Here is a 24461-nt window from a genome sequence, read left to right on the forward strand (position 1 = left end):
TGCTGGCGTTTTCATTTCTGCCGGAGAGTGCGCCGGCACATGCCTCGCGCCGTCAGTTGTCCAGCGCATAGCGTCGACGCAGTTCCCCGGCATAATCGCGCCAGGCCGCAAGTACCGCCGGCAATGTCCCGCCCTGCTCTTGTCGACAGGCTTCCATTGCCGCCTCGAAGGCCGGCAAAGTATTCGGCGCACCGAATTCTTCATGGGACAAACGATTGCGGCAGAACGCCTCCCATTGTTGTCGCTCGCTGGGACTTAAAGTTTCCGGGAAATTGCGCGCACGATAACGGAAGAACAATTCCTGCAAGCGGATATCGTCAAACGGCCATTGTTCTCTGGCCAACTGCTCCGGTTCGGCGCGACGCAGCTGTTCGCAAAGGCGCCGGTCGCGGTCGCCGATAAATCCGTCATACAACTGTTGTTCGGGGTCTTCGCTGGCGACGAAACTTTCCTCGCTATATGCGAGGGCCAGTTTTTCCGTCCAGGCAGCCTGCCGCTGGCGCAACAGCTCGGCTCTCCGCTGGCAGGCCTCGACATCGATGCCTGTGCGCAGGCGATCCTCGGCACGCAACACCGACAGCGGCGCCACCACCGGGCAACGGTTCACCTGGATCTGCTTCAGCGGCACCGGCAGCTCGCCTTCGGCCAGCTCGTCGCGCCGGGTATACAGGCGCCGGCGCAGCTCCTCGGCGGACAGCTCCAGCAACGGCGCGGGGTCGGCGCGCAGGTCGCAGACGATCAGGGCATTGCGGTTGCGCGGGTGCCAGGCCAGCGGCAGGACCACGGAGAGGAAATGACGCTCGGCGGAAAAGCGCCCGGAGACGTGCACCAGCGGCTGCAGCAGGTGGATCTGGTCGAGCACCCTGTGCTTGCTGCGCAACTGGTAGAGATAGTCGTACAGGCGTGGCTGGCGCTGGCGGATCAGGCGGGCCAGGGCGATGGTCGCGCGGACGTCGGACAGCGCGTCGTGGGCCTGGCCGTGCTCCAGGCCATTCGCCGCGGTGAGCAGTTCCAGCTTCAGCGATACGCGACCGTCCGCTTCCGGCCACTGGATGCCTTCGGGGCGCAGGGCGTAGGCGGTGCGGACCATGTCGATCAGGTCCCAGCGACTGTTGCCGCCCTGCCATTCGCGGGCATAGGGATCGAAGAAGTTGCGGTACAGGCTGTAGCGCGTCACCTCGTCGTCGAAGCGCAGCGAGTTGTAGCCGGCCACGCAGGTCGCCGGGTGCGCCAGCTGGGCGTGGACCCGGGTCATGAAGTCGGCCTCGGAGAGCCCCCGCTCGGCCAGGCGCTGCGGGGTGATGCCGGTGATCAGGCAGGCCATCGGGTGCGGCAGGATGTCGTCGCTGGGGCGGCAATAGAGGTTCATCGGCTCGCCGATCTCGTTCAGCGCCTCGTCGGTGCGGATGCCGGCGATCTGCAGCGGGCGGTCGCGACGGGGGTCGATGCCGGTGGTTTCGTAGTCGTACCAAAAAATACTCGCGTTCACGGTCATTCCCTATCTGGCGGCAGCAGGGAGTCTAACAGCGACAGCCGTTCCGCTTTCAAAGCCTTGAGGTATTCGCTGGTTTCCCCCGGGCTATCAGAAACCTCTGAACTCAATCCACCCCATAATCCGCGACAATCCGCATCTTCCTCCATCCAACCTTGCGCAACGCCCCCACCCCTCGTTAGCATTCCGCTCGCACGGATGCCCGTTTCACAGACAAGGAAAGCACCATGACCGACACCAGCAATCCCTACGCCACACCCGCCAGCGCGCTGCAGCCCACCCAAGCGGTGCCACCGGTGATCGGCGACTACGACTTCCGCATCGGCGACGTGATCAGCGAAGCCTGGGCCAGGATCAAGGGTGTCAAGGGCATCCTGATCGGCGCCTTCGTGGTCTACAGCGTGGTGGTCCAGACCGTCACCTTCGTCCTTACCCTGATCTTCGGCGGCATCGGCCTGATGAGCGAAGCCGATCCCGTCGCCCTGGCGATCGGCCAGATGATCGCCAGCCTGGCCGCCACCGCCGTCAGCTATCCGTTCTTCACCGGCCTGACCATGATCGGCATCCGCCGCGCCGCCGACCAGCCGGCGACCTTCAACGAGATGTTCAACTATTTCGGCGTGATGGTGCCGCTGCTGATCACCGGGCTGCTGATGATGCTGATGGTCTACCTCGGCTTCTTCCTGCTGATCATCCCCGGCATCTACCTGAGCGTCGCCTACATGCTCGCCCTGCCGCTGGTGGCCGAGCGTGGCCTGTCGCCCTGGCAGGCGCTGGAAACCTCGCGCAAGGCCATCAGCCGCCACTGGTTCAAGGTCTTCGGACTGATGCTGGTACTCAGCCTGCTGATGCTGGTGAGCATGATCCCGCTGTTCATCGGCCTGATCTGGACCGGCCCGCTGTTCGTCGTCTCCATGGGCATCCTCTACCGCACCATCTTCGGCGTCCGCCCGCTGGGCAATTGAGAAGCCGTCCGGGCCGCCGCGGCGGCCCGGTTGCCTGATGACGCCGCGCTGGCTAGCATCTGACTTTCCCCGACACGGCCCCCCGATGCTCCCGAACGCTGCCGCCCGCCTCGTCGCGCCCGCCTCACGGCCTGGCGCCGAGGTCCTCGACACCCATTACCACGTGGAAACGCCGGAAGGCATCGACCTGCTCCTGCGCCCCGCCGGCGTCGTCCCCCGGGCCCTGGCCTACAGCATCGACCTGGGCATCCGCGGACTGATCATGCTGGTGCTGATGCTCGGCCTGGCCTTCCTCGGCAAGCTCGGCGCCGGCCTCGGTCTGCTGCTGACCTTCGTCATGACCTGGTGGTACATGGTCCTGTTCGAAGTGCTCAACCAGGGCCGCTCGCCCGGCAAGCAACTGATGGGCCTGCGCGTGGTCCACGACGACGGCACGCCGGTAGGCTGGGCCGCCTCGCTGCTGCGCAACCTGCTGCGCTTCGCCGACATCCTCCCGTTCGGCTACGCCCTGGGCCTGCTCAGCTGCCTCAACCACCCGGCCTTCAAGCGTCTCGGCGACATCGCCGCGGGAACCCTGGTGGTCTACCGCGAGCCCGAGCTGAGCCGACCGAGCCTGCCCGACGTCGAGCCGCTGCTGCCACCCTTCCCGATGAGCCTGGAGGAACAGCGCGCCTTCCTCGGTTTCGCCGAACGCGGCGCGGCGCTTTCCGCCGCGCGTCGCGAGGAGCTGGCGGGCATCCTCGCCGAACCGCTGGGCGTCGAGGCGGTCCGCGCCCAGGCCGAGATCAACGGCATCGCCCGCGGCTTTCTCGGCCTGCGCCAGGAGAGCGCATGAAACAGAGCCTCTTCGAACAGCGTCACCAGGCCGCCTGGCAGCGCTTCGACAAACGCCTCGCCTTCCTCGAGAAAGGCAGGAAGCTGGAGGGTTCCAGCGAGGACTTCGCCGCCGATTACCGGCGCCTCTGCCAGCAGCTGGCGCTGGCCCAGGAACGCGGCTACAGCAGCCACCTGATCGATCAGTTGCAGCAACTGGTGATGCGCGGCCACCAGCAGTTCTACCGGCACCGCAGCCACCTCGGCAGCCGCATCCTCGGCTTCCTCCTCGCCGGCCTGCCGCGCCTGGTTCGCGAGGAATGGCGCAGCATCGCCGTGGCCAGCCTGCTGTTCTACGGCAGCGCCCTGCTCATGGGCCTGCTGGTCTACCACTTCCCCGACCTGATCTACAGCGTGGTCAGCCCGGACAAGGTCAGCGAGATGGAATCGATGTACGCCCCCGAGACCACCCGCCTCGGACCGCTGGGTGCGCGCGACACCAGCGACGACTGGGAGATGTTCGGCTTCTATGTCATGAACAACATCGGCATCGCCTTCCAGACCTTCGCCAGCGGCGTGCTGCTGGGCCTGGGCAGCCTGTTCTTCCTGCTGTTCAACGGCCTGATGATCGGCTCGGTGGCCGGCCACCTGACGCAGATCGGCTACGTGCAGACCTTCTGGCCGTTCGTCATCGGCCACGGCGCCTTCGAGCTGACCGCCATCACCTTCGCCGGCGCCGCCGGCCTCAAGCTCGGCTGGGCGCTGCTCGCCCCCGGTCGCCTGACCCGCGGCGAAGCACTGCGGCTGGCCGCCAGACGCAGCGTGCAACTGATCGCCGGGGTGATCGTGCTGTTGCTGCTGGCCGCCTTCACCGAGGCCTACTGGTCCTCCATCAGCCATTTCCAGCCACGGGTGAAGTACGTGGTGGGCGCAGTCCTCTGGCTGCTGGTCGGCGCCTACTTCCTGCTCGCCGGACGGAGCCGCCATGCGCCTGACTGACGCCAGCGTGGCGATCCGCCCGCGCAGCGCCTGGGAGGCGCTGGACCTCGGCATGCTGTTGGCGCACCGCCACGCGCGGCTGCTGATGGCCAGCTGGGCACTGCTGACGCTGCCGCTGTTCGTCGTGCTCAGCCTGCTGCTGTGGCGACACCCGACCCTGGCGATCCTGCTCTTCTGGTGGCTCAAGCCGGCCTTCGAGCGGCTGCCGCTGTACATCCTCTCGCACGCCCTGTTCGGCGACACGCCAACCCTGAAGCAGGCGCTGCGCGCCTATCCCGCACTGTTGAAGAAACAGTTGCCGGCCAGCCTGCTGTGGCGCCGCTTCAGCCCGACGCGCAGCTTCGACCTGCCGGTCCTGCAACTCGAAGGACTCGCCGGGGACACCCGCAGCCAGCGCCTGATCGTCCTGTCCCAGCGCAACGCCGGCGGCGCGACCTGGCTGACCGTGGTCGGCGTGCACCTGGAGATGGCCCTCTGGGCCGGCTTCGCCATGCTGCTGTACCTGCTGATCCCGGCGCAGAGCGAGATCGACTGGAACTGGCAGAGCCTGCTCGATCCGGAGGCCGGCGAATGGCTCTGGCTCGAGCACCTGTCGAACCTGCTCTACGCCCTGGTGCTGGTGATCTGGGAACCGATCTACGTGGCCTGCGGCTTCACCCTCTACCTGAACCGGCGCACCGAACTGGAGGCCTGGGACATCGAACTGGTGTTCCGCCGCCTGCGCCAGCGCCTGCTCGGCAGCGCCTACGTACTGCTGCTCGGGCTCGGCGGACTGCTGGCCTGGCTGCCCTCCCCCGCCGTCTACGCCGAGCCGGCGCCGGCCGCCAGCGCCGCCGCGGCCGAGCTGCCGCCCGAACAACCCCGCCTGCTGCGGCAGAAGCTCAACAGCGAACAGGCCGGCAAGCAGATCCAGGCGCTCGTCGACGCCGCTCCGTTCAAGAACAGCGAGACCGTCACCGGCTGGCGCTTCGGCGACAAGTCCGGGAAGAAGGACGGCAGCAAGGACGACGAGAAGCAGCTCAAGGCGTTCTTCGAGGCCCTGGCCAACTGGGTGCCGTTCCGCCATGTCGCCCAGGCCATCGAGGTACTGCTCTGGGCGTTGCTGTTCAGCGCGGTGTTCCTGCTGGTCTGGCGCTACCGCGAATGGCTGCGCCTGTTCGTCGGCAACCTGGGTCTGCCGCGCCGGCCCCGGCGCGAAGCACCGACGGTGATGTTCGGTCTCGACCTCAGCCCGGAAAGCCTGCCCGACGACATCGCCGGTCACGCCGAGCGGCTCTGGGCGGAAAAACCGCGGGAGGCCCTCGGCCTGCTCTACCGTGGCCTGCTCAGCCGCCTGCTGCACGACTACCGCCTGCCGCTGAAGGGCTCGCATACCGAGGGCGAGGTCCTGCGCCTGGTCGAGCGGCTCGACCAGCAGCAGCCACTGCTGCACTACGCCCGGTTGCTGACCGCCCAGTGGCAGGCCCTGGCCTATGGCCACCGCCTGCCCGCCGAAGAGCTGCGCCAGCGCCTGTGCGACGGCTGGCGTGGCCTGTTCGCCGCCGAGGTGCGCCCATGACGAGCCGCCGTGCGCGTTTCCTGTTCGTCGCCGTGCTCCTGCTGCTGGCCGGTTTGCTGGCGCTCTTCCTCTTCAGCCGGCTGCAACCCTATACCGAGACCATCGACCTCGGCCCGGCGCCGGAGGCCCGGCGCAACCCCTACCTCGCCGCCGAGCTGTTCCTGCGCAAGCAGGGCGTCGCGGTGAACCGTGCCGACGGCCTGGAGACACTCAAGGACCTGCCGCCGGCCGGGCATACCCTGCTCCTGCTCGGCAGCCGCGCCGGCATGACCCCGACCCAGGCCCGGCGGCTGCTCGCCTGGAGCGAACAGGGCGGACACCTGGTGCTGGTCGCCGAGCGTCTGTGGGACGAGGACGAGAAGAAGAGCGGCGACCTGCTGCTCGACAGCCTGGACATCCGCCAGTACCTGACCGAGGACTTCGACGACAGCCAGGACCAGGCACGGGAGCAGACCCAGGCCGACGAGGAGGTGGCGGAAGAGGACGAGGCCGTGGATACGCCACCGGCGGACACCGCCGAAGAGGACGCGCAGACGCCTGCCGACGCCACTCCCGACCATTCCGCGCTGACCCGCCTCTACCTGGAGAACGAGCAGTCGCCGGCCTACATCGGCTTCGATCCCGATTATCACCTCTACGACCCGCAGAACCACGCCTACGCCTGGGCCAACAGCGGCGATGCCACCCACCTGCTGCAGATGCAGCACGGCAAGGGCCTGGTCACCGTGCTCACCGACGCCTGGATCTGGCAGAACCGCAACATCGAGCAGTACGACAACGCCTGGCTGCTCTGGTATCTGACCCAGGACAACCAGGTCACCCTGCTCTACCGCGCCGAGCGCGACAGCCTCGCCACCCTGCTCGCCCGCCACTTCCCCGAAGCCCTGGCGGCGGCGCTGCTGTTGCTGCTCGGCGGCCTGTGGCGCGCCGGCCTGCGCCAGGGACCGCTGCAGCCGGTGGCCAGCCGCTCGCGCCGGCAACTGGAGGAACACCTGCGCGCCGGCGCCGACTTCCTCCTCCGCCAGCGTGGCCACGTCGCCTTGCTGCACGGGTTGCAACGCGACATCCTGCGCAGGGCGCGACGTCGCCACCCCGGTTTCGAACAGCTCGGCGTCGCCGAGCAATGGCAGATACTCGGGCGCATGACCCACCTGCCACCCAGTGCCATCAGCCAGGCCATGCGCCCCTACCCGGCGCAGCGGCTTTCCGCTGCCGACTTCACCCGCCAGGTCGCCCACCTGCAAAGCCTCAGGAATGCCCTATGAGCGAACAGACGCCCGAACAACCGAGCACCGCGCCCAACCCGGCGCTCCAGCGCCAGCGCGCCAGCCAGCTGGCGCAGGCCTTGCGCAACGAACTGCAGAAAGCCCTGATCGGCCAGGGTGCGGTGATCGACGACGTGCTCACCGCGCTGCTCGCCGGCGGCCACGTGCTGGTGGAAGGCGTCCCGGGGCTCGGCAAGACCCTCCTGGTGCGCGCCCTGGCGCGCTGCTTCGACGGCGGCTTCGCGCGTATCCAGTTCACCCCCGACCTGATGCCCAGCGACGTCACCGGCCACGCCGTGTACGACCTCGCCAGCGAGCAGTTCAAGCTGCGCAAGGGCCCGGTGTTCACCCACCTGCTGCTGGCCGACGAGATCAACCGCGCCCCGGCCAAGACCCAGGCCGCCCTGCTGGAAGTGATGCAGGAGCGCCAGGTGACCCTGGAAGGCCGCGCCCTGCCGGTGCCGCAGCCGTTCATGGTGCTGGCGACGCAGAACCCGATCGAGCAGGAGGGCACCTACCCGCTGCCGGAAGCCGAACTCGACCGCTTCATGCTCAAGCTGCGCATCGACTACCCGGCCGAAGCCGAGGAGCAGACCCTGGTGCGCCAGGTGACCCGCTCGGCGCGCAGCGACATGCTCGACGTAGCCAGCCTGCGGCCGCTGCTGAAGGACAAGGACATCCTCGCCCTGCAGCGGATCGCCAGCGACCTGCCGCTCGACGACCAGGTGCTCGACTACGCCGTGCGCCTGGCCCGCACCACCCGCAACTGGCCGGGCCTGGCCCTCGGCGCCGGGCCGCGCGCGTCGATCGCCCTGGTCCGCTGCGGCCGCGCGCGGGCGTTGCTGCGTGGTGGCGAGTTCGTGCTCCCCGACGACATCAAGGGCTGCGCCCTGGCGGTCCTGCGCCACCGGGTCCGGCTGTCGCCGGAACTGGATATCGAAGGCCTGTCGGTGGACCAGGTCCTGCAACAACTGCTCGACCAGGTACCGGCACCGCGCGTATGAAGCCATCCCGCGCCCTGCTGGCGCTGACCGCCGCGCTCCTGCTGCTGGCCATCGTCCTGGGCAGCCTGTCGGCGCTCGGTCGGCAACTGCCGGCGCAGTTGCACACCTTCTGGTGGGCGGCGCTGGCCGCGCTGGTCCTGCTCGGCCTGCTGGACGCCCTGTGGGCACGACGCCAGCCGGCGCCGAGCCTGAGCCGCCAACTCAGCGGCAACCTGCCGCTCGGACGCTGGAGCGAAGTGCGCCTGCACCTGCAGCACGGCTACCGTCGCCCGCTGCGCCTGAGCCTTTTCGACCACCTGCCGGCCGGCATGGACTTCGAATACCTGCCGCAGGAAGTCGAGCTGCGCCCGGGCGAAAGCACCGAGCTCGGCTACCGGGTACGGCCACTGAACCGCGGCCACTTCGTGTTTCCCCGCTGCGAACTGGAACTGCCCAGCCCGCTGCGCCTGTGGCGGCAGCGACGCTACCTGGAGGTACGCGACGAAACCCGGGTCTACCCGGATTTCGCCCGCCTCTACGGCGCCGAGCTGATGGCGGTCGATCACTGGCTCAACCAGATCGGCGTGCGCGGCGGCCAGCGCCGCGGCCTCGGCCTGGAGTTCCACCAGTTGCGTGAATTCCGCGACGGCGACACCCTGCGCCAGATCGACTGGAAGGCCACCGCGCGCAAACGCACGCCGATCGCCCGCGAGTACCAGGACGAACGCGACCAGCAGATCCTCTTCCTGCTCGACTGCGGGCGGCGCATGCGCAGCCAGGACGGCGACCTCTCGCACTTCGACCACGCCCTCAACGCCAGCCTGCTGCTGGCCTACGTCGCCCTGCGCCAGGGCGACGCGGTGGGCGCCATGACCTTCGCCGGCGACGACCGCCGGCACCTGCCGCCGGGCAAGGGCAACGGCCAGCTCGGCGCGTTGCTGAATACCGTCTATGACCTGCGGACCAGCCAGCGTCCCGCCGACTTCCCGGAAGCCGTCCAGGCCGTGCTGTCCCGCCAGCGGCGGCGAGCGCTGGTGATCCTGGTGACCAACCTGCGCGACGAGGATGACGAAGAGCTGCTCGGCGCGGTGAAACGCCTGGGCCGCCAGCACCGGGTGCTGGTCGCCAGCCTGCGCGAGGAAGTGCTCGATACCCTGCGCCAGGAGCCGGTGGCCCGCTACGAGCAGGCGCTGGCCTACACCGGCACCATCGACTACCTGAACGCGCGCAACGGTCTCCACGAGAAGCTCGTCGCCCATGGCGTGCCGGTGCTCGACGCGCGCCCCAGCGAACTGGGCCCGGAGCTGATCAGCCGCTACCTGGGCTGGAAGCGCGCCGGCGTGCTCTGAGGCGTCAGACCGATTGCGGCTGGCGCGGGAAGCTGAAGTAGCGGCGCAACGCCTCGACCAGTTCGAGGAACTCGGCGGGCGGCGCCAACAGGTGGAAGCCGGAGTCGAAATGACCGGGCGTGACGTCCTCGCGGGTCCACTGGCAGTCGGCGGAAAAGTCGATGCATTGCGGGCGGCCGCCCAGTCCCGGAACCTTCAGGCGCAGTTCGAAACGTGCGCCGACCAGCATCGGCAGTTGGCTGATGAGCAGCAGGCCGTCCTCGGAGACATTGCCGATATAGCCCATCGGCTTGTCGGTGATGCGATTGAACACCTTCAGGTAGCTGGGCAACTGATGGCGCTGGATATGTCGTTGATGACCCATAATGGCATTTCGCTATGATTTGCAGTCCAGTATGACGATGCCGGCGCTCGCGGAACAAGCTCAGCGGCAGCGTTCGGACTCCCGCGAGGTCAGTTCGCGACGAATGGCGTCCAGCTCGGCATCGCTCAGGTAAACCTGCTCGCCGCCGGCGTCCTGCCGATAGAAGCGGCCGCCGCGTTCGAGCCGGGACAACTGTTGCCGCAAGCGCCCGCACTCCTCGGCCAGCGCGGCCTGGCGCTGGCCGGCGCGTTCGGCGGCGGCGTCGCGTTCCTCGCGGCGAGCATCGAAATACTCCCGGGTGCGCTGCTCGCGCTGAAGGGTGGCGGCGTCACGCTCCACCACCTGCGGCCTGACTTCGACGCGTTGCGCGCCGGCCGGTGGCGTGGCGGAGAAGTGCACCTTGCCCTGGGCATCGGTCCAGCGATAGATGTCCGCCTGTGCCAGCAAGGGCAGCAGACCGAGACAGAACCACAGGGCACGCATGCGAACCTCCTCCGTGAAATCCAGGGCGCAGCTTACCGGATCGGCCAGGCCTGCACGCGACCGACGGTCAGCCTGAACGCCCGTCCAATCCGCCGGGCGCCTACAGGCGGGTTGGCACGGCACTGGCCGAGGCCGGCGTCTCGCTCAGCCGGCCCAGTTGGCGCAGCGTCTCCAGCCGCGCCTTGGCACGGTAGGCATATTCGCTGGTGGGGTAGCGGGCGATGATGAAGTGGTAGGTCTGCGCCGCGTCGACGAACAGGCTTTGGCGCTCCAGGCACTGCCCGCGCAGCAGCGAGATTTCCGGCTGCAGGTAGGGCCGCGCGCGGATCCGCCGCTCGGCGCGCGACAGGTCGAGCATCACCTGTGCGCAATCGCCCTTGTCGTAGGCGCGGTAGGCCCCGTTCAGGTCGCTGTTCAGCGACCAGCTGTTACAGCCGGTGGCACTCAGCGCCAGGCAGGCAACGATCAAGCTTCGCATAGGCATATCCTCCGTTGGGTACTGTATCGGCGCGTATTGGCGTGGCTGAAGGGCCTGACTAGACTGGAGCGGCCCTCGCCCTGGCGCCAAGGAGATGCCATGCGCTTCGCCCGCCGTCTCGTCCTGCCCCCGCTGCTGTCGCTGCTGGCCGCCTGTTCGCCGACCACGCCGTTGTTCGTCGCCCAGGTCACCACAGGCGAAGTCGCCGAATACAAGCAGATGAAGAGCAACCGCATGACCGCCGCCATCGAGGAGGAAGGCGACCTGCTGACCTACAGCGCCATGGCGATCCGCGACAACAGGAGCGCCGAGGCGGAGAAGCTCTACCTCACCGGCTACGACAATGACCGCTACAGCGCCGAGGTGCGCGGCATCTCGCTGTACCAGATCGGCCTGATCTACATGAGCCGCTACAACGACCAGCGCGACGACGCCAGGGCCACCGACTACTTCCAGCGCGTGATCCGCGAGTTTCCCGGCACCCACGCCGCCGAGCATGCCCAGGCGCGCCTGCTGGCGATGCGCCAGCGGGCCAGGGAGCCGGTGCAGAAGAGCGCCCGCGAATTGCTCGCCACCTGGAAGCCACAGCAGAACCTCGACCTCTACAAGACCAGCCTCGACCCGGACATGACCCTGCTGTCGCGCCGGGCGGTGCTCAAGGATCGCGTCGACGAAGCCGCCGAGCTCTACCTGCTGGCGGTCAACGATCCGGCGATTCCCGCCGGTATAAAGGAAAAGGCCCTCTACCAGCTCGGCCTGATGTACCTGGCGCCGGACAACCCGCACCCCAACCGCGACAAGGCCATCGAATACCTGCGCCGCCAGTTGCTCGACTATCCTGAAGGGGATCTGTCGAACAAGGCCAGCCGGCACCTCGACCAGGCTCTCAACGCGCAGCCGCGCTGATACCCGCCGGACTGACCCAGATCAAGCGCCCGACGCGGCGCCTGGTCTGCAATGGCATTCTCGCCCACAGCCAGGAGCGTTGCCATGAACCTGCAGAACCTGCTGGTGGTCATCGACCCGAGCAGCGACGAACAACCGGCTCTCACCCGCGCGCAGTGGATCGCCGAGCGCAGCGGCGCCAGCGTCGAATTGCTGCTGTGCGACTTCAACCCGGCGCTGGACGGCGGGCTGTTCTTCGACAGCCACTCCCTGAGGCGCGCCCGCGACCTTTACCTGGACGAACGGGTCACCTGGCTGGAGCAGCTTTCCATGCCGCTGCAGCAGGCCGGCCTCCGCACCCGGGTCGAGGCCCTGTGGGGCAAGCCGCTGGACCGGATGGTCCTGCAGCGGGTCGACGAAACTCGCCCCGACCTGGTCCTCAAGAGTACCCGCAGGCACAACCTGCTGCGCCGCCTGCTGCTGGGCAACAGCGACTGGCAACTGATCCGCCACTGCCCGCAGCCGCTCTGGCTGGTGCATCACGATACCTGGCGCGGCCAGCGCCTGTGCGCGGCGCTGGACCCGCTGCACGCCAGCGACAAGCCAGCGGCCCTCGACCACCAGCTGATCGCCGCCGCCGAGCGCCTGGAGGCCAGCCTCGGCCTGCGCGCCGACTATCTCCATGCCTACGCGGCAATGCCGCGCAGCCTGCTGTTCGACGCGGAGATGCTCGCCGGCTACGAGCGCTTCGTGCTGCAGCACGAGGAACGACACCGCCAGGCTTTCGACGATCTGCTGGCGGCTTATCCGCAGGTCGCCGCGGAGCGCCGCCACCTGCTGGCCGGCTACGCCGAGCAGGCGATTCCCGACTTCGTCCGGGCCAACGACATCGACCTGCTGCTGATGGGCGCGGTCGCCCGCGGGCACCTGGACAACGCGCTGATCGGGCAGACCGCCGAACGGGTGCTGGAAGAGGTGGAGTGCGACCTGCTGGTGCTCAAACCGACAAATGACATCTGATGCAGATAGTATGACTCCGCAGTCGCCGCCGAGCCTCGCCGGTGGTAGCCTGCACGCCAGCGTTATCCAAGGAGTCCTTTGCATGTCCGTTCGCCGCACCAAAATCGTCGCCACCCTCGGCCCAGCCAGCAATTCCCCGGAAGTGCTGGAGCAGCTGATCCTGGCCGGGATCGACGTCGCCCGCCTCAACTTCTCCCACGGCACCCCCGATGAACACCGTGCCCGCGCCAGGCTGGTGCGCGAGCTGGCGGCCAAGCACGGCCGCTTCGTCGCCCTGCTCGGCGACCTGCAAGGACCGAAGATCCGCATCGCCAAGTTCGCCAGCAAGCGCATCGAATTGCAGGTCGGCGACAGGTTCCGCTTCTCCACCAGCCACCCGCGCGACGCCGGCACCCAGGAAGTGGTCGGCATCGACTATCCGGACCTGGTGAAGGACTGCGGTGTCGGCGACGAACTGCTGCTGGACGACGGCCGGGTGGTGATGGTGGTCGAGGAAGTCGCCGCCGACGAACTGCGCTGCCGGGTGCTGATCGGCGGCCCGCTGTCCGACCACAAGGGCATCAACCGCCGCGGCGGCGGTCTCACCGCGCCGGCGCTGACCGACAAGGACAAGGCCGACATCAAGCTGGCCGCGGACATGGACCTGGACTACGTGGCCGTTTCCTTCCCGCGCGACGCCAAGGACATGGAATACGCCCGCAGCCTGCTCACCGAGGCCGGTGGCAAGGCCTGGCTGGTGGCCAAGATCGAACGCGCCGAAGCGGTGGCCGACGATGACGCCCTCGACGGCCTGATCCGCGCCAGCGACGCGGTGATGGTGGCGCGCGGCGACCTCGGCGTGGAAATCGGCGATGCCGAGCTGGTCGGCATCCAGAAGAAGATCATCCTGCACGCCCGCCGCAACAATAAAGTGGTGATCACCGCGACCCAGATGATGGAGTCGATGATCCACAGCCCGATGCCGACCCGCGCGGAAGTCTCCGACGTGGCCAACGCCGTGCTCGACTACACCGACGCGGTGATGCTCTCGGCGGAAAGCGCCGCCGGCGAATACCCGGTGGAAGCGGTGAAAGCCATGGCCCGCGTCTGCCAGGGCGCCGAGAAGCACCCGACCAGCCAGAAGTCCAGCCACCGCCTCGGCCAGACCTTCGACCGCTGCGACGAGAGCATCGCCCTGGCGTCGATGTATACCGCCAACCACTTCCCGGGGATCAAGGCGATCATCTGCCTGACCGAAAGCGGCTTCACCCCGCTGATCATGTCGCGCATCCGCTCCTCGGTACCGATCTACGCCTATTCCCCGCACCGCGAGACCCAGGCCCGCGTGGCCATGTTCCGCGGCGTGGAGACCATCCCCTTCGACCCGGCCGCGCTGCCGCCGGAAAAGGTCAGCCAGGCCGCGGTCGACGAACTGCTCAAGCGCGGCGTGGTGACCAAGGGCGACTGGGTGATCCTGACCAAGGGCGACAGCTATACCGCCCAGGGCGGGACCAACACCATGAAGGTCCTGCACGTCGGCGACCTGCTGGTATAAGCGCCTCACGCACGTCGCGGCGGATAACGCCTGGAGCGTTATCCGCCCTACGGATCGGCGTCCCGCCAGCCCGACAACGGCGCGCTCAGGCGAACCTGGAGAAATCCGGCTGGCGCCGGTGCATGAAGGCGCTGAGCGCCTCGATCGCCTCGGGTGAGCGCAGACGGGCACTGAAGATATCGCCTTCCTCGGCGATCACCCGACGAAGCTCCTCGATGAATGGCGCTTTCATCAGACGCTTGCTCTCCACTACCGCCGACGGCGCCAGGTGCAGGAAGCGCCGCGCCGCATCGCGGGCGTGCTCCAGGACCGTGGCGCCATCCTCCAGCGCCGCGTTGGCCAGGCCCCAGGCGGCGGCCTGCTCGCCGCTGAAGTCCTGCCCGAGCAACAGCAGCTCGGCGGCCCTGGCATGACCGAGCATGCGCGGCAGGATCAGGCTGGAGCCGAACTCCGGGGTCAGGCCGAGGTTGGCGAAAGGCATCTTCAGTCGCGCGTTGCGTCCGACGTAGACCAGGTCGCAATGCAGCAGCAGGGTGGTGCCGATGCCGACCGCCGGACCGTTCACCGCGGCGATCACCGGCTTGGGAAATTCCAGCAGGGCGCTCATGAAGCGGCCGACCGGGCTGTCGCGCAGGGACGGCGGCTGCTCGAGAAAATCGAGGATGTCGTTGCCGCTGGTGAAACAGGCGTCGCCACCAGTGATCAGCACCACCCGCACAGCCGTATCGGCCTGCGCCTCCAGCAGCGCCTCGGCCATCCGGCTGTACATCGCGCGGGTCAGCGCGTTCTTCTTGTCCAGGCGGTCCAGACGCAGGGTCAGCAGACCCGCCTCGCGCTCGACCCGAATCAGCTCGCTCATCGTCACTCCCAGGAATGCGGCGCGCGGCCGCGGCAATCGCTGCAAGGCCCTGCCGCCAGCGCCGCTCAGGCGTGGGGCAGGAACAGGTCCGCGAGTGTCTGGCTACGCGGCACGCCGGCCAGGTAGAGATGCCGGGCGAAGCGCTCGACACTGGCGGGCTGGCCGCAGAGTAAGGCCAGGCTGCGCCGGGGAACAAGGCGGAGATCGGCCAACGCAGAGGGCAACTGCGCCGCCGTGATCAGGCTGGTCCGCAACTGCGGGTATTGCGCGGCCAACCCGGCGAGTTCGCCGGCCAGGTAATGCTCGCGCGCCAGGTGCAGCAGTTGGATCGGCGCCTGGTGCCCGCCGCGCAGGGCCTCGCGCAGAATGCCCCAGAGCGGGGCCAGGCCGGTGCCGGCGGCCATCAGCAGCAACGGCCGGTCCTGCCAGTCGGGTTCGTAATGCAACGCCCCGCCGCGCAGCTCGCCGAGCCGCAGGCTGGCGCCGGGCGCCAACTGGCGGGCGCGGTCGCGGAAGGCGCCGGGCTCGCGGCAATCGATGTGGAATTCCAGCCAGGGGTCCTCGTTGGGCAGGCTGGCCAGCGAGTAGGGCCGCGCCACGCCATCCTCGCTCCACAGCAGCAGGTGCTACCCGGCGCGATAGCGCAACGGCCGCTGCGGTTCCAGGCGCAGGCGCAGCACCTGGCCATCCAGCCAGTCGCAAGCGACCACCCGGGCCGGCAGTCCGTCGCGCGCCGGGTCGAAAGGCTGCAAGGCGAGGTCGCCGCGGACCCGGCACTGGCACGCCAGCCGCCAGCCCTGTTCGCGCCGCTCGGCGTCGAGCGCCTCGGGCAACAGGTCCTCCACCTCGCCGTCCAGGCATTGCACCAGGCAGGCATGGCAACTGCCGGCCCGGCAGCTATAGGGCAAGGCGATAGCGCCGGCGAGCAGCGCGTCCAGCAGGTTGCTGCCGGCGGCGACGACCAGGCGTCGCTCGCCGACCCGGATCTCAGGCACTGGTGACCTCCCAGGTGGCGTCGCAGCGGTTTCGTCCGCCGCGCTTGGCACGGTAGAGCGCCTGGTCGGCCCGCTGCAAGGCCTCGTCGAGATCGTCGTCGGCATACAGCAGGGTCATGCCCACCGACAGGCTCAGGACCTCCACCGCCACACCCACCGGTTCCGCCTGTTCGAACGCCAGGCGCAGGCGCTCGCAACAACTTTCCAGCTGCTCGGCATCGGCGTGCGGCAGCAGCAGGACGAATTCCTCGCCACCGTAGCGGGCCAGGATGTCACCGTCGCGCAGACAGGAGCGCGCCACCGCGGCGAAGGTCTGCAGCACGCGGTCGCCGGCGGCATGGCCGTGGCGGTCGTTGATCCGCTTGAAGTGATCGAGGTCGATCAACGCCAGGCCGTGCTGCCGGTTCGGCAACAGGTCTTCCAGTGCGCGCCCGGCCATGCGCATGAAGTGGCGACGGTTGAACAGGCCGGTGAGTTCGTCGGTGGCGACCAGGTCTTCCAGCTGGCGCATCATTCCGCGCAGGGTGTCCTGGTGCGCCTGCAGGGCATAGCGGCGCTGGCGCATGCGCTGGCGCATCGCCTGCACGTAGCTGGCGAACAGGCTCAGCCAGACCAGCACGATGAACAGCACCAGCACCTGCAGTGCGGCGCGCCCCGGCAGTTCGAGGCGCCGCTGCAGGACTTCCACCAGATGGATGCCGGAGAAGGCGATGAACGCCAGCGCTGCGCAGCGGGCGAAGACCCGTGGCGGCAACTGGAATATGCCGAACAACAGGGCCAGCACGTAGAACACCATGAAAGTGCCGCGCAGGCTGTCGACGTGATAAAGGAAGTAGGTCAGCCAGACGATCGCCACCAGCACCTGCGGCTCGGTCAGGCTGGGATCGGCGTAACGCAGGTTGCGGCCACTGGCGAACAGCCAGAGGAACGCCAGCTGGCAAGCCACCACCAGGGTGGTGCTGAGCGCCGCGGTGGTCGGCGCGGCCCGGTAGAAACCGCTGAGCACCGCCAGCCAGAGCAGGACCAGGCCGAACAGGTAGGTGCCGGCGGCCATGCCGAACCGGCGGAGCAAGAGCTTTTGCAGGGCGCGCTGCTTCAGAGGGGGCTTGTCTGTGCGCATGGGCTCCGTCCCGTAATGGCACCTGGCCGCAATGTACCCTTCCCCCCGCGGGTTGCCTAGTCGAACGAACAGCCAGCTAGTCGCACCCCGGCCGACCAAGGTCTGATCGCCGGCGCGTGCGCCTGTCGCGTGGGAAGGGCTATACTGTTCCGCCTTTTTTGCGCCGGTGCCTGACCGGCGCGCTCCTCGGCTGCGGCCGGTTCCGTGACCCTGACCCGCCGCCGAATTACCCGCCTGAAGAGGACCGTGCTCCATGGCCGTGATCAAGCAAGACGACCTGATCCAGAGCGTCGCCGATGCCCTGCAGTTCATCTCCTACTACCACCCGGTCGATTTCATCCAGGCCATGCATGAGGCCTACCTGCGCGAAGAGTCGCCCGCCGCCCGCGACTCCATGGCGCAGATCCTGATCAACTCGCGCATGTGCGCCACCGGGCACCGCCCGATCTGCCAGGACACCGGAATCGTCACCGTGTTCGTCCGGGTCGGCATGGACGTGCGCTGGGACGGCGCCACCATGAGCGTCGACGACATGATCAACGAAGGCGTGCGCCGCGCCTACAACCTGCCGGAAAACGTCCTGCGCGCCTCGATCCTGGCCGACCCGGCCGGAGCGCGGAAGAACACCAGGGACAACACCCCGGCGGTGATCCACTATTCCCTCGTCCCCGGCGACAAGGTCGAGGTCGATGTCGCGGCCAAGGGCGGCGGCTCGGAGAACAAGTCGAAGATGGCCATGCTCAACCCGTCCGACTCGATCGTCGACTGGGTGCTCAAGACCGTTCCGACCATGGGCGCCGGCTGGTGCCCGCCAGGCATGCTCGGCATCGGCATCGGCGGTACCGCGGAGAAGGCCGCGGTGATGGCCAAGGAGGTCCTGATGGACCCGATCGACATTCACGAGCTGAAGGCCCGCGGCCCGCAGAACCGCATCGAGGAACTGCGCCTGGAACTGTTCGAGAAGGTCAACCAGCTGGGCATCGGCGCCCAGGGCCTGGGCGGCCTGACCACCGTGCTCGACGTCAAGATCATGGACTACCCGACCCACGCCGCTTCGCTGCCGGTGTGCATGATCCCCAACTGCGCCGCCACCCGCCACGCCCACTTCGTCCTCGACGGTTCCGGCCCGGCCGAGCTGGAAGCGCCGCCGCTGGACGCCTACCCGGAGATCGTCTGGGAAGCCGGTCCGTCCGCGCGCCGCGTCGACCTGGACAGCATCACCCCGGAAGAGGTGCGGAGCTGGAAGCCGGGCGAGACCCTGCTGCTCAACGGCAAGATGCTCACCGGCCGCGATGCCGCCCACAAGCGCATGGTCGACATGCTGAACAAGGGCGAAGAACTGCCGGTGGACCTGAAAGGCCGCTTCATCTACTACGTCGGCCCGGTCGATCCGGTCGGCGACGAAGTGGTCGGTCCGGCCGGTCCCACCACCGCCACCCGGATGGACAAGTTCACCCGGCAGATCCTCGAACAGACCGGCCTGCTGGGCATGATCGGCAAGTCCGAGCGCGGCCCAATCGCGATCGAGGCGATCAAGGACAACAAGGCCGTCTATCTGATGGCCGTCGGCGGCGCCGCCTACCTGGTTGCCCAGGCGATCAAGAAGTCCAGGGTCCTGGCCTTCGCCGAACTGGGCATGGAAGCGATCTACGAATTCGACGTGAAGGACATGCCGGTCACCGTCGCGGTCGATACCAACGGCGAGTCGGTGCACATCACCGGCCCGGCGGTCTGGCAGAAGAAGATCAGCGAAAGCCTGGCGGTGGAAGTCAAGTAGAGCGCGCCGCCCCAGAGGAAAAGCCCGGCCTTGCGCCGGGCTTTTCCGTTAGGGACGCCCGCATCCCGCTACCAGACCACCTGCTGGTCGAGCGCATAGGCCCGACAGGGGGTCGACGAGTTGGTGTTGCAGTACTCCAGCGCTTCGTCCAGCGGATTGGCGGAAACCGACCAGCCCCAGGCGTCCCCATCCTCGCTCAGGGCGAAAGCCCGTTGACCGGCAGCCTCGAGGAAGGTCCGGTAGTCCTTGCCGCCGGCTTCACGCTCGTGCTCGACGAACGGCACGCTGTCGACGTCCCCGATGGCGGCGAACCCGCTCTCGCCCGGACGCCTGGTTTCGGCGATGTGCCGCACCTTGCGCGTCGGCAATCCCACGGCCCGCATGAACCCCTCTACCTCCGGCCACCAGGCTTGCAGTCCGCTCCGCTCAGGGAAGAACAGATGACCGTCGCCGGGATGCGCAGCCAGCACTCGCAGGCGCCCCGCGCCCCCCGCCTGGCGGTAGCTGGCGAACAGCTGCCGGGCCAGCTCCGGCGGGAACATCCGGTCGTTTTCCGCGTACACCCAGAGGGAGGGTATCCGAGAGGCTGCGGCCTGGCGCATCTCTTCCAGCAACGGCGTCTGCCAGTCGCAATTTTCCCAGCGGAAGCCGCCCGCCATGTTTACGACGCCGACGACGCCAGGCAAGTCCTGCTCGGCTGTCTTCAGTCCCACCAGGCCACCCACCGAATGACCCACAAGGAGGATCCGCCGCGTGTCGATGTCGTCGCGCGCCAGGGCCAGCCGCAGGGTAGCGTGGATTTCGCGCTGCGCCTCGCGGGTATAGGCGCCGGGCTGGCAGTCCGGCCAGTCGCGCGGCCCCTCGGAACCGCCGAAGGAACGTCGCTGCGGCACCATCACGGCGTAGCCGCGCTGGACGAACTCGCGCGCGGGCACCTGGAAGCGTACGCGGTCCCGGCTACCGTCGGGGTCGATGCCATGGTTGAGGATGACCAGGGGGAACGGCCCCGGTCCCGAGGGTAGGAAGGTGTTCACCCGGATCACGAAGGACTTGCCCGGGCGGGGCGAGATCCGCTCGTAGAGGATGGTCTCGCCGATCCGCCGGTCCAGGTGGTCCGTGGCAAACGTCGGCCCGCCATTCAGTGCGAGCCCGATGAGCAAGAGAAACCCGCGGCTGGTTCTTTTCATTGCTGCACTCCCGTTGGTCGTGGACATTGCGTCGAAGACAGTCATCGCCGACCGCCGGCGTTCCCGGGGACAAAGGACAAGGTTGCCCACATCGTCCGCATGGACAGGACTGGACCGGGATTCGAAAGAGCAGCCGGAATGACTTTCCCGCTGACGCCCCATCCATGCGGGGGTTCCACGGAGAAAGCCGAGCGCGCGACCCAGCTCACACTTGGGGAAAAGAACGCGCGGCCGGGGAATTCCCCTGGCTCTCCAGGCTCGGGCCGGAGCCGAGCGTTCTCAGGCGAACCAGAAGTACAGCAGGGCCAGGTTCGCCGCCGAGATCAGGCCGAACAGCAGCCAGGCCAGCGCGCTCACCCAGGGCGGGTTGACGAATTCACCCATCAGGCCCCGGTCGCCGCTGAAGCGGATCAGCGGCCATAGCGCGAACGGCAGTTGCAGGCTCAGCAGCACCTGGCTGAGCACCAGCAGCTTGCCCACCGCGCCCTCGCCGAGCCAGAGCACACCGAGCAGTGCCGGTATCAGGGCCAGGCCGCGGGTGATCAGGCGCCGCTGCCAGCAGGGAATCTTCGCGCGGAGGAAACCCTCCATCACCACCTGGCCGGCGATGGTGCCGGTGAAGGTCGAACTCTGCCCGGCCGCCAGCAGGGCGAAACCGAACAGGAAGCTGGCCAGGGCGCCTCCCACCAGCGGGTCGAGCAGGTGGTAGGCGTCCTGGATCTCCACCACCTCGGTATGGCCAGTGCCGTGGAAGGCGGCGGCGGCAAGGATCAGGATCGCCGCGTTGACCAGCAGTGCCAGGGACAGCGAGCCGATGGTGTCGAACCGTGAGAAGCGGATCGCCGAGCGCTTGCTCGCCGCGTCGTCGCCGTTGACCCGGGTCTGTACCACGGAGGAATGCAGGTAGAGGTTGTGCGGCATCACCGTCGCGCCGAGGATGCCGATCGCCAGGTACAGCGGCTCCTGGCTGCCCAGCGTGTCCCAGGACGGCCGCAGGCCGGCGGCGACGTCGGGCCAGTAGGGCTTGATCAGCACCAGTTCGACGAAGAAGCACGCGCCGATGGTGGCGATCAGGCCCAGGACGATGGCTTCCAGGCGGCGGAAGTTGGCGCCCTGCAGGGCCAGCACGATCAGGGTATCGAAGGCGGTGAGCACCACCCCGGTGGTGATCGAGACGCCCAGCAGCAGGTGGAAGGCCAGCGCCGCGCCGAGCACCTCGGCAAGGTCGGTGGCGACGATCGACAGCTCCGCCAGCAGCCATTGGCCGCGCGCCACGCCGGGCCGGTAGCGCTCCCGGGAGAGCTGCGCGAGGTCGCGGCCGGTGGCGATCCCCAGGCGCGAACAGAGGCTTTGCAGGAGCATCCCGGAAAAGCTCGCCAGCACCACTACGAACAGCAGCGCGTAGCCGAAGCGCGAGCCCGCCTCGATGGCGGTGGCCCAGTTGCCGGGGTCCATGTAGCCGACCGAGACCAGCAGGCCGGGGCCGACGAACAGCGCCAGCTTGCGCAGCGGCGAGGCGTCAGCCGGCACCGCCACGCTGTGGCTGACCGCCGAGGGACAGAACGGCGCGGTGGCCGTGGTGGGCAGGGAGTATTTCACGAGGCGACGCCGGATCGGGGAGGAAGTGCAACCAGCCTAAACGTTTCACCCCGGTCGCGTCTTCCCTCGCCTCAGGCCTGGGCGCGCTGGCCGACCAGGCTCAGCTCGGCGACTTTCTCGCGCCGCTGCGCCAGGTAGCGAGTGCAACTGACGCGCAGGAACGAAGCGAAGTTGAGCACTTCGCCGCGATAGTCCATCACTTCCTCGTAGAGATTGGTGATCAACTGGTTGGTGCTCAGCCCCTCGCCTTCGGCGATCTCGCGGAGGATATCCCAGAACTGGTTCTCCAGGCGCAGGGTGGTCACCACCCCGCGGATGCGCAGGGAGCGCGAGCGCGATTCGTAGAGGATCGGATCGGCTTTCACATAGAGTTCGCACATGCGCGGAGCCTCCTGGATCTCAGTGACTGATACGGGTGCCGAGCACCTCGAGGAAGCGCGCCAGCCAGGCCGGGTGCGCCGGCCAGACCGGCGCGGTGACCAGGTGGCCGTCGACATGGGCCTGGTCCACCGGGATGTCGACGTACTCGCCGCCGGCCAGGCGCACTTCCGGCGCGCAGGCCGGGTAGGCGCTGCATGCCCGCCCTTGCAGGACACCAGCGGCGGCCAGCAGCTGCGCGCCATGGCAGACCGCGGCGATCGGCTTGCGCGCGGCGTCGAAGGCGCGCACCAGGGCCAGCACCTGCTCGTTCAGGCGCAGGTATTCGGGGGCGCGTCCTCCGGGGATCAGCAGGGCATCGTAATCCTCGGCGCGAGCCTGGGCAAAGTCGGCGTTGAGAGCGAAGTTGTGCCCCGGCTTCTCGCTGTAGGTCTGGTCGCCTTCGAAATCGTGGATGGCGGTGCGTACGCTCTGCCCGGCGCTCTTGTCCGGGCATACCGCGTGCACCTGGTGGCCGACCATCTGCAGGGCCTGGAACGGCACCATGGTCTCGTAGTCTTCGGCGTAGTCGCCGACCAGCATCAGGATCTTCTTCGCAGCCATCACGCGCACTCCTTCGGGCGGGGCCTGGCCAGCCGGCCGGGCATGCCGGATAGGTTAGTCGTTCATCGCGGACGCGGGTAATAAGCCACTACTACAAGGACCGGCAGCATCCGTGCTCGACCTGGCGGGCGTCTTCCAGGATCAATTCGGCGCCCTTCTCCGCCACCATCATCACCGCGGCGTTGGTGTTGCCCGAGGTGACATTGGGGAAGATCGACGCATCCACCACACGCAGGCCGTCGATGCCGTGCACCCGCAGGCGCCTGTCGACCACGCTGGCCTGCGGATCGGCACCCATGGCGCAGCTGCCGCACAGGTGGTAGATCGAGCCGCAGTTCTCGCGAAAGTACCGCAGCATGGCCTCGTCCGAGTCCGCTGCCGGTCCGGGCAGCACTTCTTCCACGGTCACCGCCTTGAGCGCCGGCGCGCTCATGATCCGGCGGATCAGCCGGCTGCCCTGGATCGCCTCGTCGATGTCCTTCGCGGTGCTCAGGTAGTTGGGATCGATCAGCGCCGCGTCGGTCGGGTTCTTCGAGGCTATGCGCACTTCGCCGCGGCTGGTCGGGCGACACGGGTTGAAGCACAGCAGGAAGCCCGAGTAAGGCTCCGGCTTGAGGCGGGCCTTGCTGTCCTTGGGAATCTGGTAGGACAGCGGGTTGAAGTACAGCTGCAAGTTCGGGTGGCGCTGGCCGGCATCGCTGCGGAAGAAGCCGCCGCTCTGGTTGACGCTCATCGACAGTGGGCCCTTGCGGGTGAGCAGGTACTTCAGGCCCAGCTTCACCTGGCCCAGCAAGGAGCCGAACTCGTCGTTGAGGGTGCGCACGTTGGCCTTGTAGTAGTAGCTGACGCACAGGTGGTCCTGCAGGTTCCTGCCCACCGCCGGCAGGTGCAGCACCTCGGGAATGCGATGTTCGCGCAACAGCTCGCGGTCGGCCACCCCGGACAGTTGCAGGAGCTTCGGCGAATCCACCGCGCCGGCCGCCAGTATCACTTCGCGGCGGGCATGGAATTCGCGCTTCACGCCATGCTGGCTGACGCTCACGCCGATGGCGCGGCGTTTCTCGTTGAACAGCACACGCTCGGTCAGGGCGTAATGCTCGACGTGCAGGTTCGGCCGGCCCAGCGCCGGGTGCAGGTAGGCGAAGCTGCTGGAGCAGCGCTGGCCGTCGCGGGTATTGACGTCGTAGATGCCGGCGCCTTCGCAGCGCTCGCTGTTGAAGTCCTCGCTGCGCGGGTAGCCCAGCTCCTCGCAACCCTTGAGGAAGGCGTCGCAGATCGGGTGGGCATGACCTTTCATCGGACTGATGCGGATCGGTCCGCTGGCGCCGTGGTACTCGCTGTCACCCAGGGGATGGGATTCGAGCTTGCGGAAGTACGGCAGCACCTCCTTGAACGACCAGCCGTCGTTGCCGTTCGCTGCCCAGTCGTCGAAGTCGTGGGCCTGGCCGCGTACGTAGATCATCGCATTGATCGAGCCGGAGCCGCCCTGCACCTTGCCTCGCGGCGCGTACAGCTTGCGTCCGGCGAGCTGCTGCTGCGGCTGGCTGTAGTACATCCAGTTGAAGGTCGGGTTGTAGTAGAGCTTGGCGAAGCCCACCGGGACCTTGAACCAGGGCGATGCGTCCTTGCCGCCGGCCTCCAGCAGCAGGACGCTGTGCTCGCCGGATTCGCTCAGGCGGCTGGCCAGAATGCAGCCGGCGGAGCCGGCGCCGACGATGATGTAGTCGTAGTTCATGAATCTCGTACCGCAAGTGA

At 68.0% G+C, this 24461-nt stretch carries 22 protein-coding genes and 1 pseudogene; 11 read left to right on the forward strand and 12 right to left on the reverse strand.

Annotated features, from left to right (window positions below):
- Positions 1-52: 52 nt before the first annotated feature.
- The gene (sbcB, locus tag B7D75_RS22155; protein ID WP_034078298.1) at positions 53-1495 is read right to left on the reverse strand and encodes an exodeoxyribonuclease I; all 1443 of its coding nucleotides are present in this window, start codon (positions 1493-1495) and stop codon (positions 53-55) included.
- Positions 1496-1719: 224 nt separating this feature from the next.
- Between sbcB and B7D75_RS22160 the strand changes: the two genes are divergently transcribed.
- The 7 genes from B7D75_RS22160 to B7D75_RS22190 are packed head-to-tail and all read left to right on the forward strand — an operon-like array spanning position 1720 to position 9424.
- The gene (locus B7D75_RS22160; RefSeq protein ID WP_034078299.1) at positions 1720-2457 is read left to right on the forward strand and encodes an integral membrane protein; all 738 of its coding nucleotides are present in this window, start codon (positions 1720-1722) and stop codon (positions 2455-2457) included.
- A gap of 37 nt (positions 2458-2494) precedes the next feature.
- A complete protein-coding gene (locus tag B7D75_RS22165) occupies positions 2495-3292 on the forward strand; it encodes an RDD family protein (protein ID WP_023443432.1) in 798 nt (265 codons plus the stop codon).
- A complete protein-coding gene (locus B7D75_RS22170) occupies positions 3289-4269 on the forward strand; it encodes a stage II sporulation protein M (protein WP_012077129.1) in 981 nt (326 codons plus the stop codon). The genes B7D75_RS22165 and B7D75_RS22170 overlap by 4 nt, the downstream gene beginning before the upstream one ends.
- Positions 4256-5827, forward strand: coding sequence for a DUF4129 domain-containing protein (locus B7D75_RS22175; protein ID WP_058175444.1), 1572 nt, complete (start codon positions 4256-4258; stop codon positions 5825-5827). The genes B7D75_RS22170 and B7D75_RS22175 overlap by 14 nt, the downstream gene beginning before the upstream one ends.
- A complete protein-coding gene (locus tag B7D75_RS22180) occupies positions 5824-7092 on the forward strand; it encodes a DUF4350 domain-containing protein (RefSeq protein ID WP_107114432.1) in 1269 nt (422 codons plus the stop codon). The genes B7D75_RS22175 and B7D75_RS22180 overlap by 4 nt, the downstream gene beginning before the upstream one ends.
- A complete protein-coding gene (locus B7D75_RS22185; RefSeq protein WP_012077132.1) occupies positions 7089-8096 on the forward strand; it encodes an AAA family ATPase in 1008 nt (335 codons plus the stop codon). Before B7D75_RS22180 ends, B7D75_RS22185 begins: the two co-directional genes overlap by 4 nt.
- The gene (locus tag B7D75_RS22190; RefSeq protein WP_012077133.1) at positions 8093-9424 is read left to right on the forward strand and encodes a DUF58 domain-containing protein; all 1332 of its coding nucleotides are present in this window, start codon (positions 8093-8095) and stop codon (positions 9422-9424) included. Before B7D75_RS22185 ends, B7D75_RS22190 begins: the two co-directional genes overlap by 4 nt.
- A gap of 4 nt (positions 9425-9428) precedes the next feature.
- Here B7D75_RS22190 and B7D75_RS22195 read toward each other — a convergent pair whose 3' ends face one another.
- The 3 genes from B7D75_RS22195 to B7D75_RS22205 all read right to left on the reverse strand — a co-directional run bounded on the left by B7D75_RS22195 (position 9429) and on the right by B7D75_RS22205 (position 10755).
- Positions 9429-9788: a PilZ domain-containing protein gene (locus tag B7D75_RS22195; protein WP_012077134.1), complete on the reverse strand. Its 360-nt coding sequence runs from the start codon at positions 9786-9788 to the stop codon at positions 9429-9431.
- A 60-nt stretch (positions 9789-9848) separates the two neighbouring features.
- The gene (locus B7D75_RS22200; protein WP_012077135.1) at positions 9849-10271 is read right to left on the reverse strand and encodes a DUF4124 domain-containing protein; all 423 of its coding nucleotides are present in this window, start codon (positions 10269-10271) and stop codon (positions 9849-9851) included.
- A gap of 100 nt (positions 10272-10371) precedes the next feature.
- Positions 10372-10755: a tetratricopeptide repeat protein gene (locus tag B7D75_RS22205; protein WP_003120855.1), complete on the reverse strand. Its 384-nt coding sequence runs from the start codon at positions 10753-10755 to the stop codon at positions 10372-10374.
- A gap of 93 nt (positions 10756-10848) precedes the next feature.
- On the opposite strand from B7D75_RS22205, the gene B7D75_RS22210 reads away from it, so the two are divergent.
- The 3 genes from B7D75_RS22210 (at position 10849) to pyk (ending at position 14188) form a co-directional block, all read left to right on the forward strand.
- Entirely contained in the window at positions 10849-11655 is an 807-nt protein-coding gene (locus B7D75_RS22210) for a tetratricopeptide repeat protein (protein WP_034078304.1), read from the forward strand.
- A gap of 84 nt (positions 11656-11739) precedes the next feature.
- A complete protein-coding gene (locus tag B7D75_RS22215) occupies positions 11740-12654 on the forward strand; it encodes a universal stress protein (RefSeq protein ID WP_034078305.1) in 915 nt (304 codons plus the stop codon).
- Between the two features lie 82 nt (positions 12655-12736).
- Positions 12737-14188: a pyruvate kinase gene (gene pyk / locus B7D75_RS22220; protein ID WP_043102346.1), complete on the forward strand. Its 1452-nt coding sequence runs from the start codon at positions 12737-12739 to the stop codon at positions 14186-14188.
- Between the two features lie 85 nt (positions 14189-14273).
- Here pyk and B7D75_RS22225 read toward each other — a convergent pair whose 3' ends face one another.
- The 3 genes and pseudogenes from B7D75_RS22225 to B7D75_RS22235 form a co-directional block, all read right to left on the reverse strand.
- The gene (locus B7D75_RS22225) at positions 14274-15047 is read right to left on the reverse strand and encodes an enoyl-CoA hydratase-related protein (RefSeq protein ID WP_012077137.1); all 774 of its coding nucleotides are present in this window, start codon (positions 15045-15047) and stop codon (positions 14274-14276) included.
- Between the two features lie 65 nt (positions 15048-15112).
- Positions 15113-16042 (reverse strand): annotated as a pseudogene (locus tag B7D75_RS22230) (iron-sulfur-binding ferredoxin reductase).
- Positions 16035-17162, reverse strand: a complete 1128-nt coding sequence (locus B7D75_RS22235) for a GGDEF domain-containing protein (protein ID WP_034078307.1) — start codon at positions 17160-17162, stop codon at positions 16035-16037. Before B7D75_RS22235 ends, B7D75_RS22230 begins: the two are co-directional and overlap by 8 nt.
- A 253-nt stretch (positions 17163-17415) precedes the next feature.
- On the opposite strand from B7D75_RS22235, the gene B7D75_RS22240 reads away from it, so the two are divergent.
- Positions 17416-18939, forward strand: coding sequence for a fumarate hydratase (locus B7D75_RS22240; protein WP_003155448.1), 1524 nt, complete (start codon positions 17416-17418; stop codon positions 18937-18939).
- Positions 18940-19007: 68 nt separating this feature from the next.
- On the opposite strand, the gene B7D75_RS22245 is transcribed toward B7D75_RS22240, so the two are convergent.
- The 5 genes from B7D75_RS22245 to B7D75_RS22265 form a co-directional block, all read right to left on the reverse strand.
- The gene (locus tag B7D75_RS22245; RefSeq protein WP_003155449.1) at positions 19008-20126 is read right to left on the reverse strand and encodes a dienelactone hydrolase family protein; all 1119 of its coding nucleotides are present in this window, start codon (positions 20124-20126) and stop codon (positions 19008-19010) included.
- 279 nt (positions 20127-20405) lie between these two features.
- Complete coding sequence (locus B7D75_RS22250) at positions 20406-21713, reverse strand: Nramp family divalent metal transporter (RefSeq protein ID WP_107114684.1); 1308 nt, start codon at positions 21711-21713, stop codon at positions 20406-20408.
- Between the two features lie 83 nt (positions 21714-21796).
- A complete protein-coding gene (locus B7D75_RS22255) occupies positions 21797-22105 on the reverse strand; it encodes a ribbon-helix-helix domain-containing protein (RefSeq protein WP_003101146.1) in 309 nt (102 codons plus the stop codon).
- A 19-nt stretch (positions 22106-22124) separates the two neighbouring features.
- Positions 22125-22709 carry a DJ-1/PfpI family protein gene (locus B7D75_RS22260; protein ID WP_107114433.1) on the reverse strand — a complete coding sequence of 195 codons (585 nt, stop codon included), beginning with the start codon at positions 22707-22709 and terminating at the stop codon, positions 22125-22127.
- A gap of 88 nt (positions 22710-22797) precedes the next feature.
- Positions 22798-24441, reverse strand: a complete 1644-nt coding sequence (locus tag B7D75_RS22265; protein WP_107114434.1) for a GMC family oxidoreductase — start codon at positions 24439-24441, stop codon at positions 22798-22800.
- Positions 24442-24461 lie beyond the last annotated feature (20 nt).

Origin of the sequence: Pseudomonas paraeruginosa (genome assembly GCF_003025345.2) — a bacterium.
In the GTDB taxonomy this organism is placed as follows: domain Bacteria; phylum Pseudomonadota; class Gammaproteobacteria; order Pseudomonadales; family Pseudomonadaceae; genus Pseudomonas; species Pseudomonas paraeruginosa.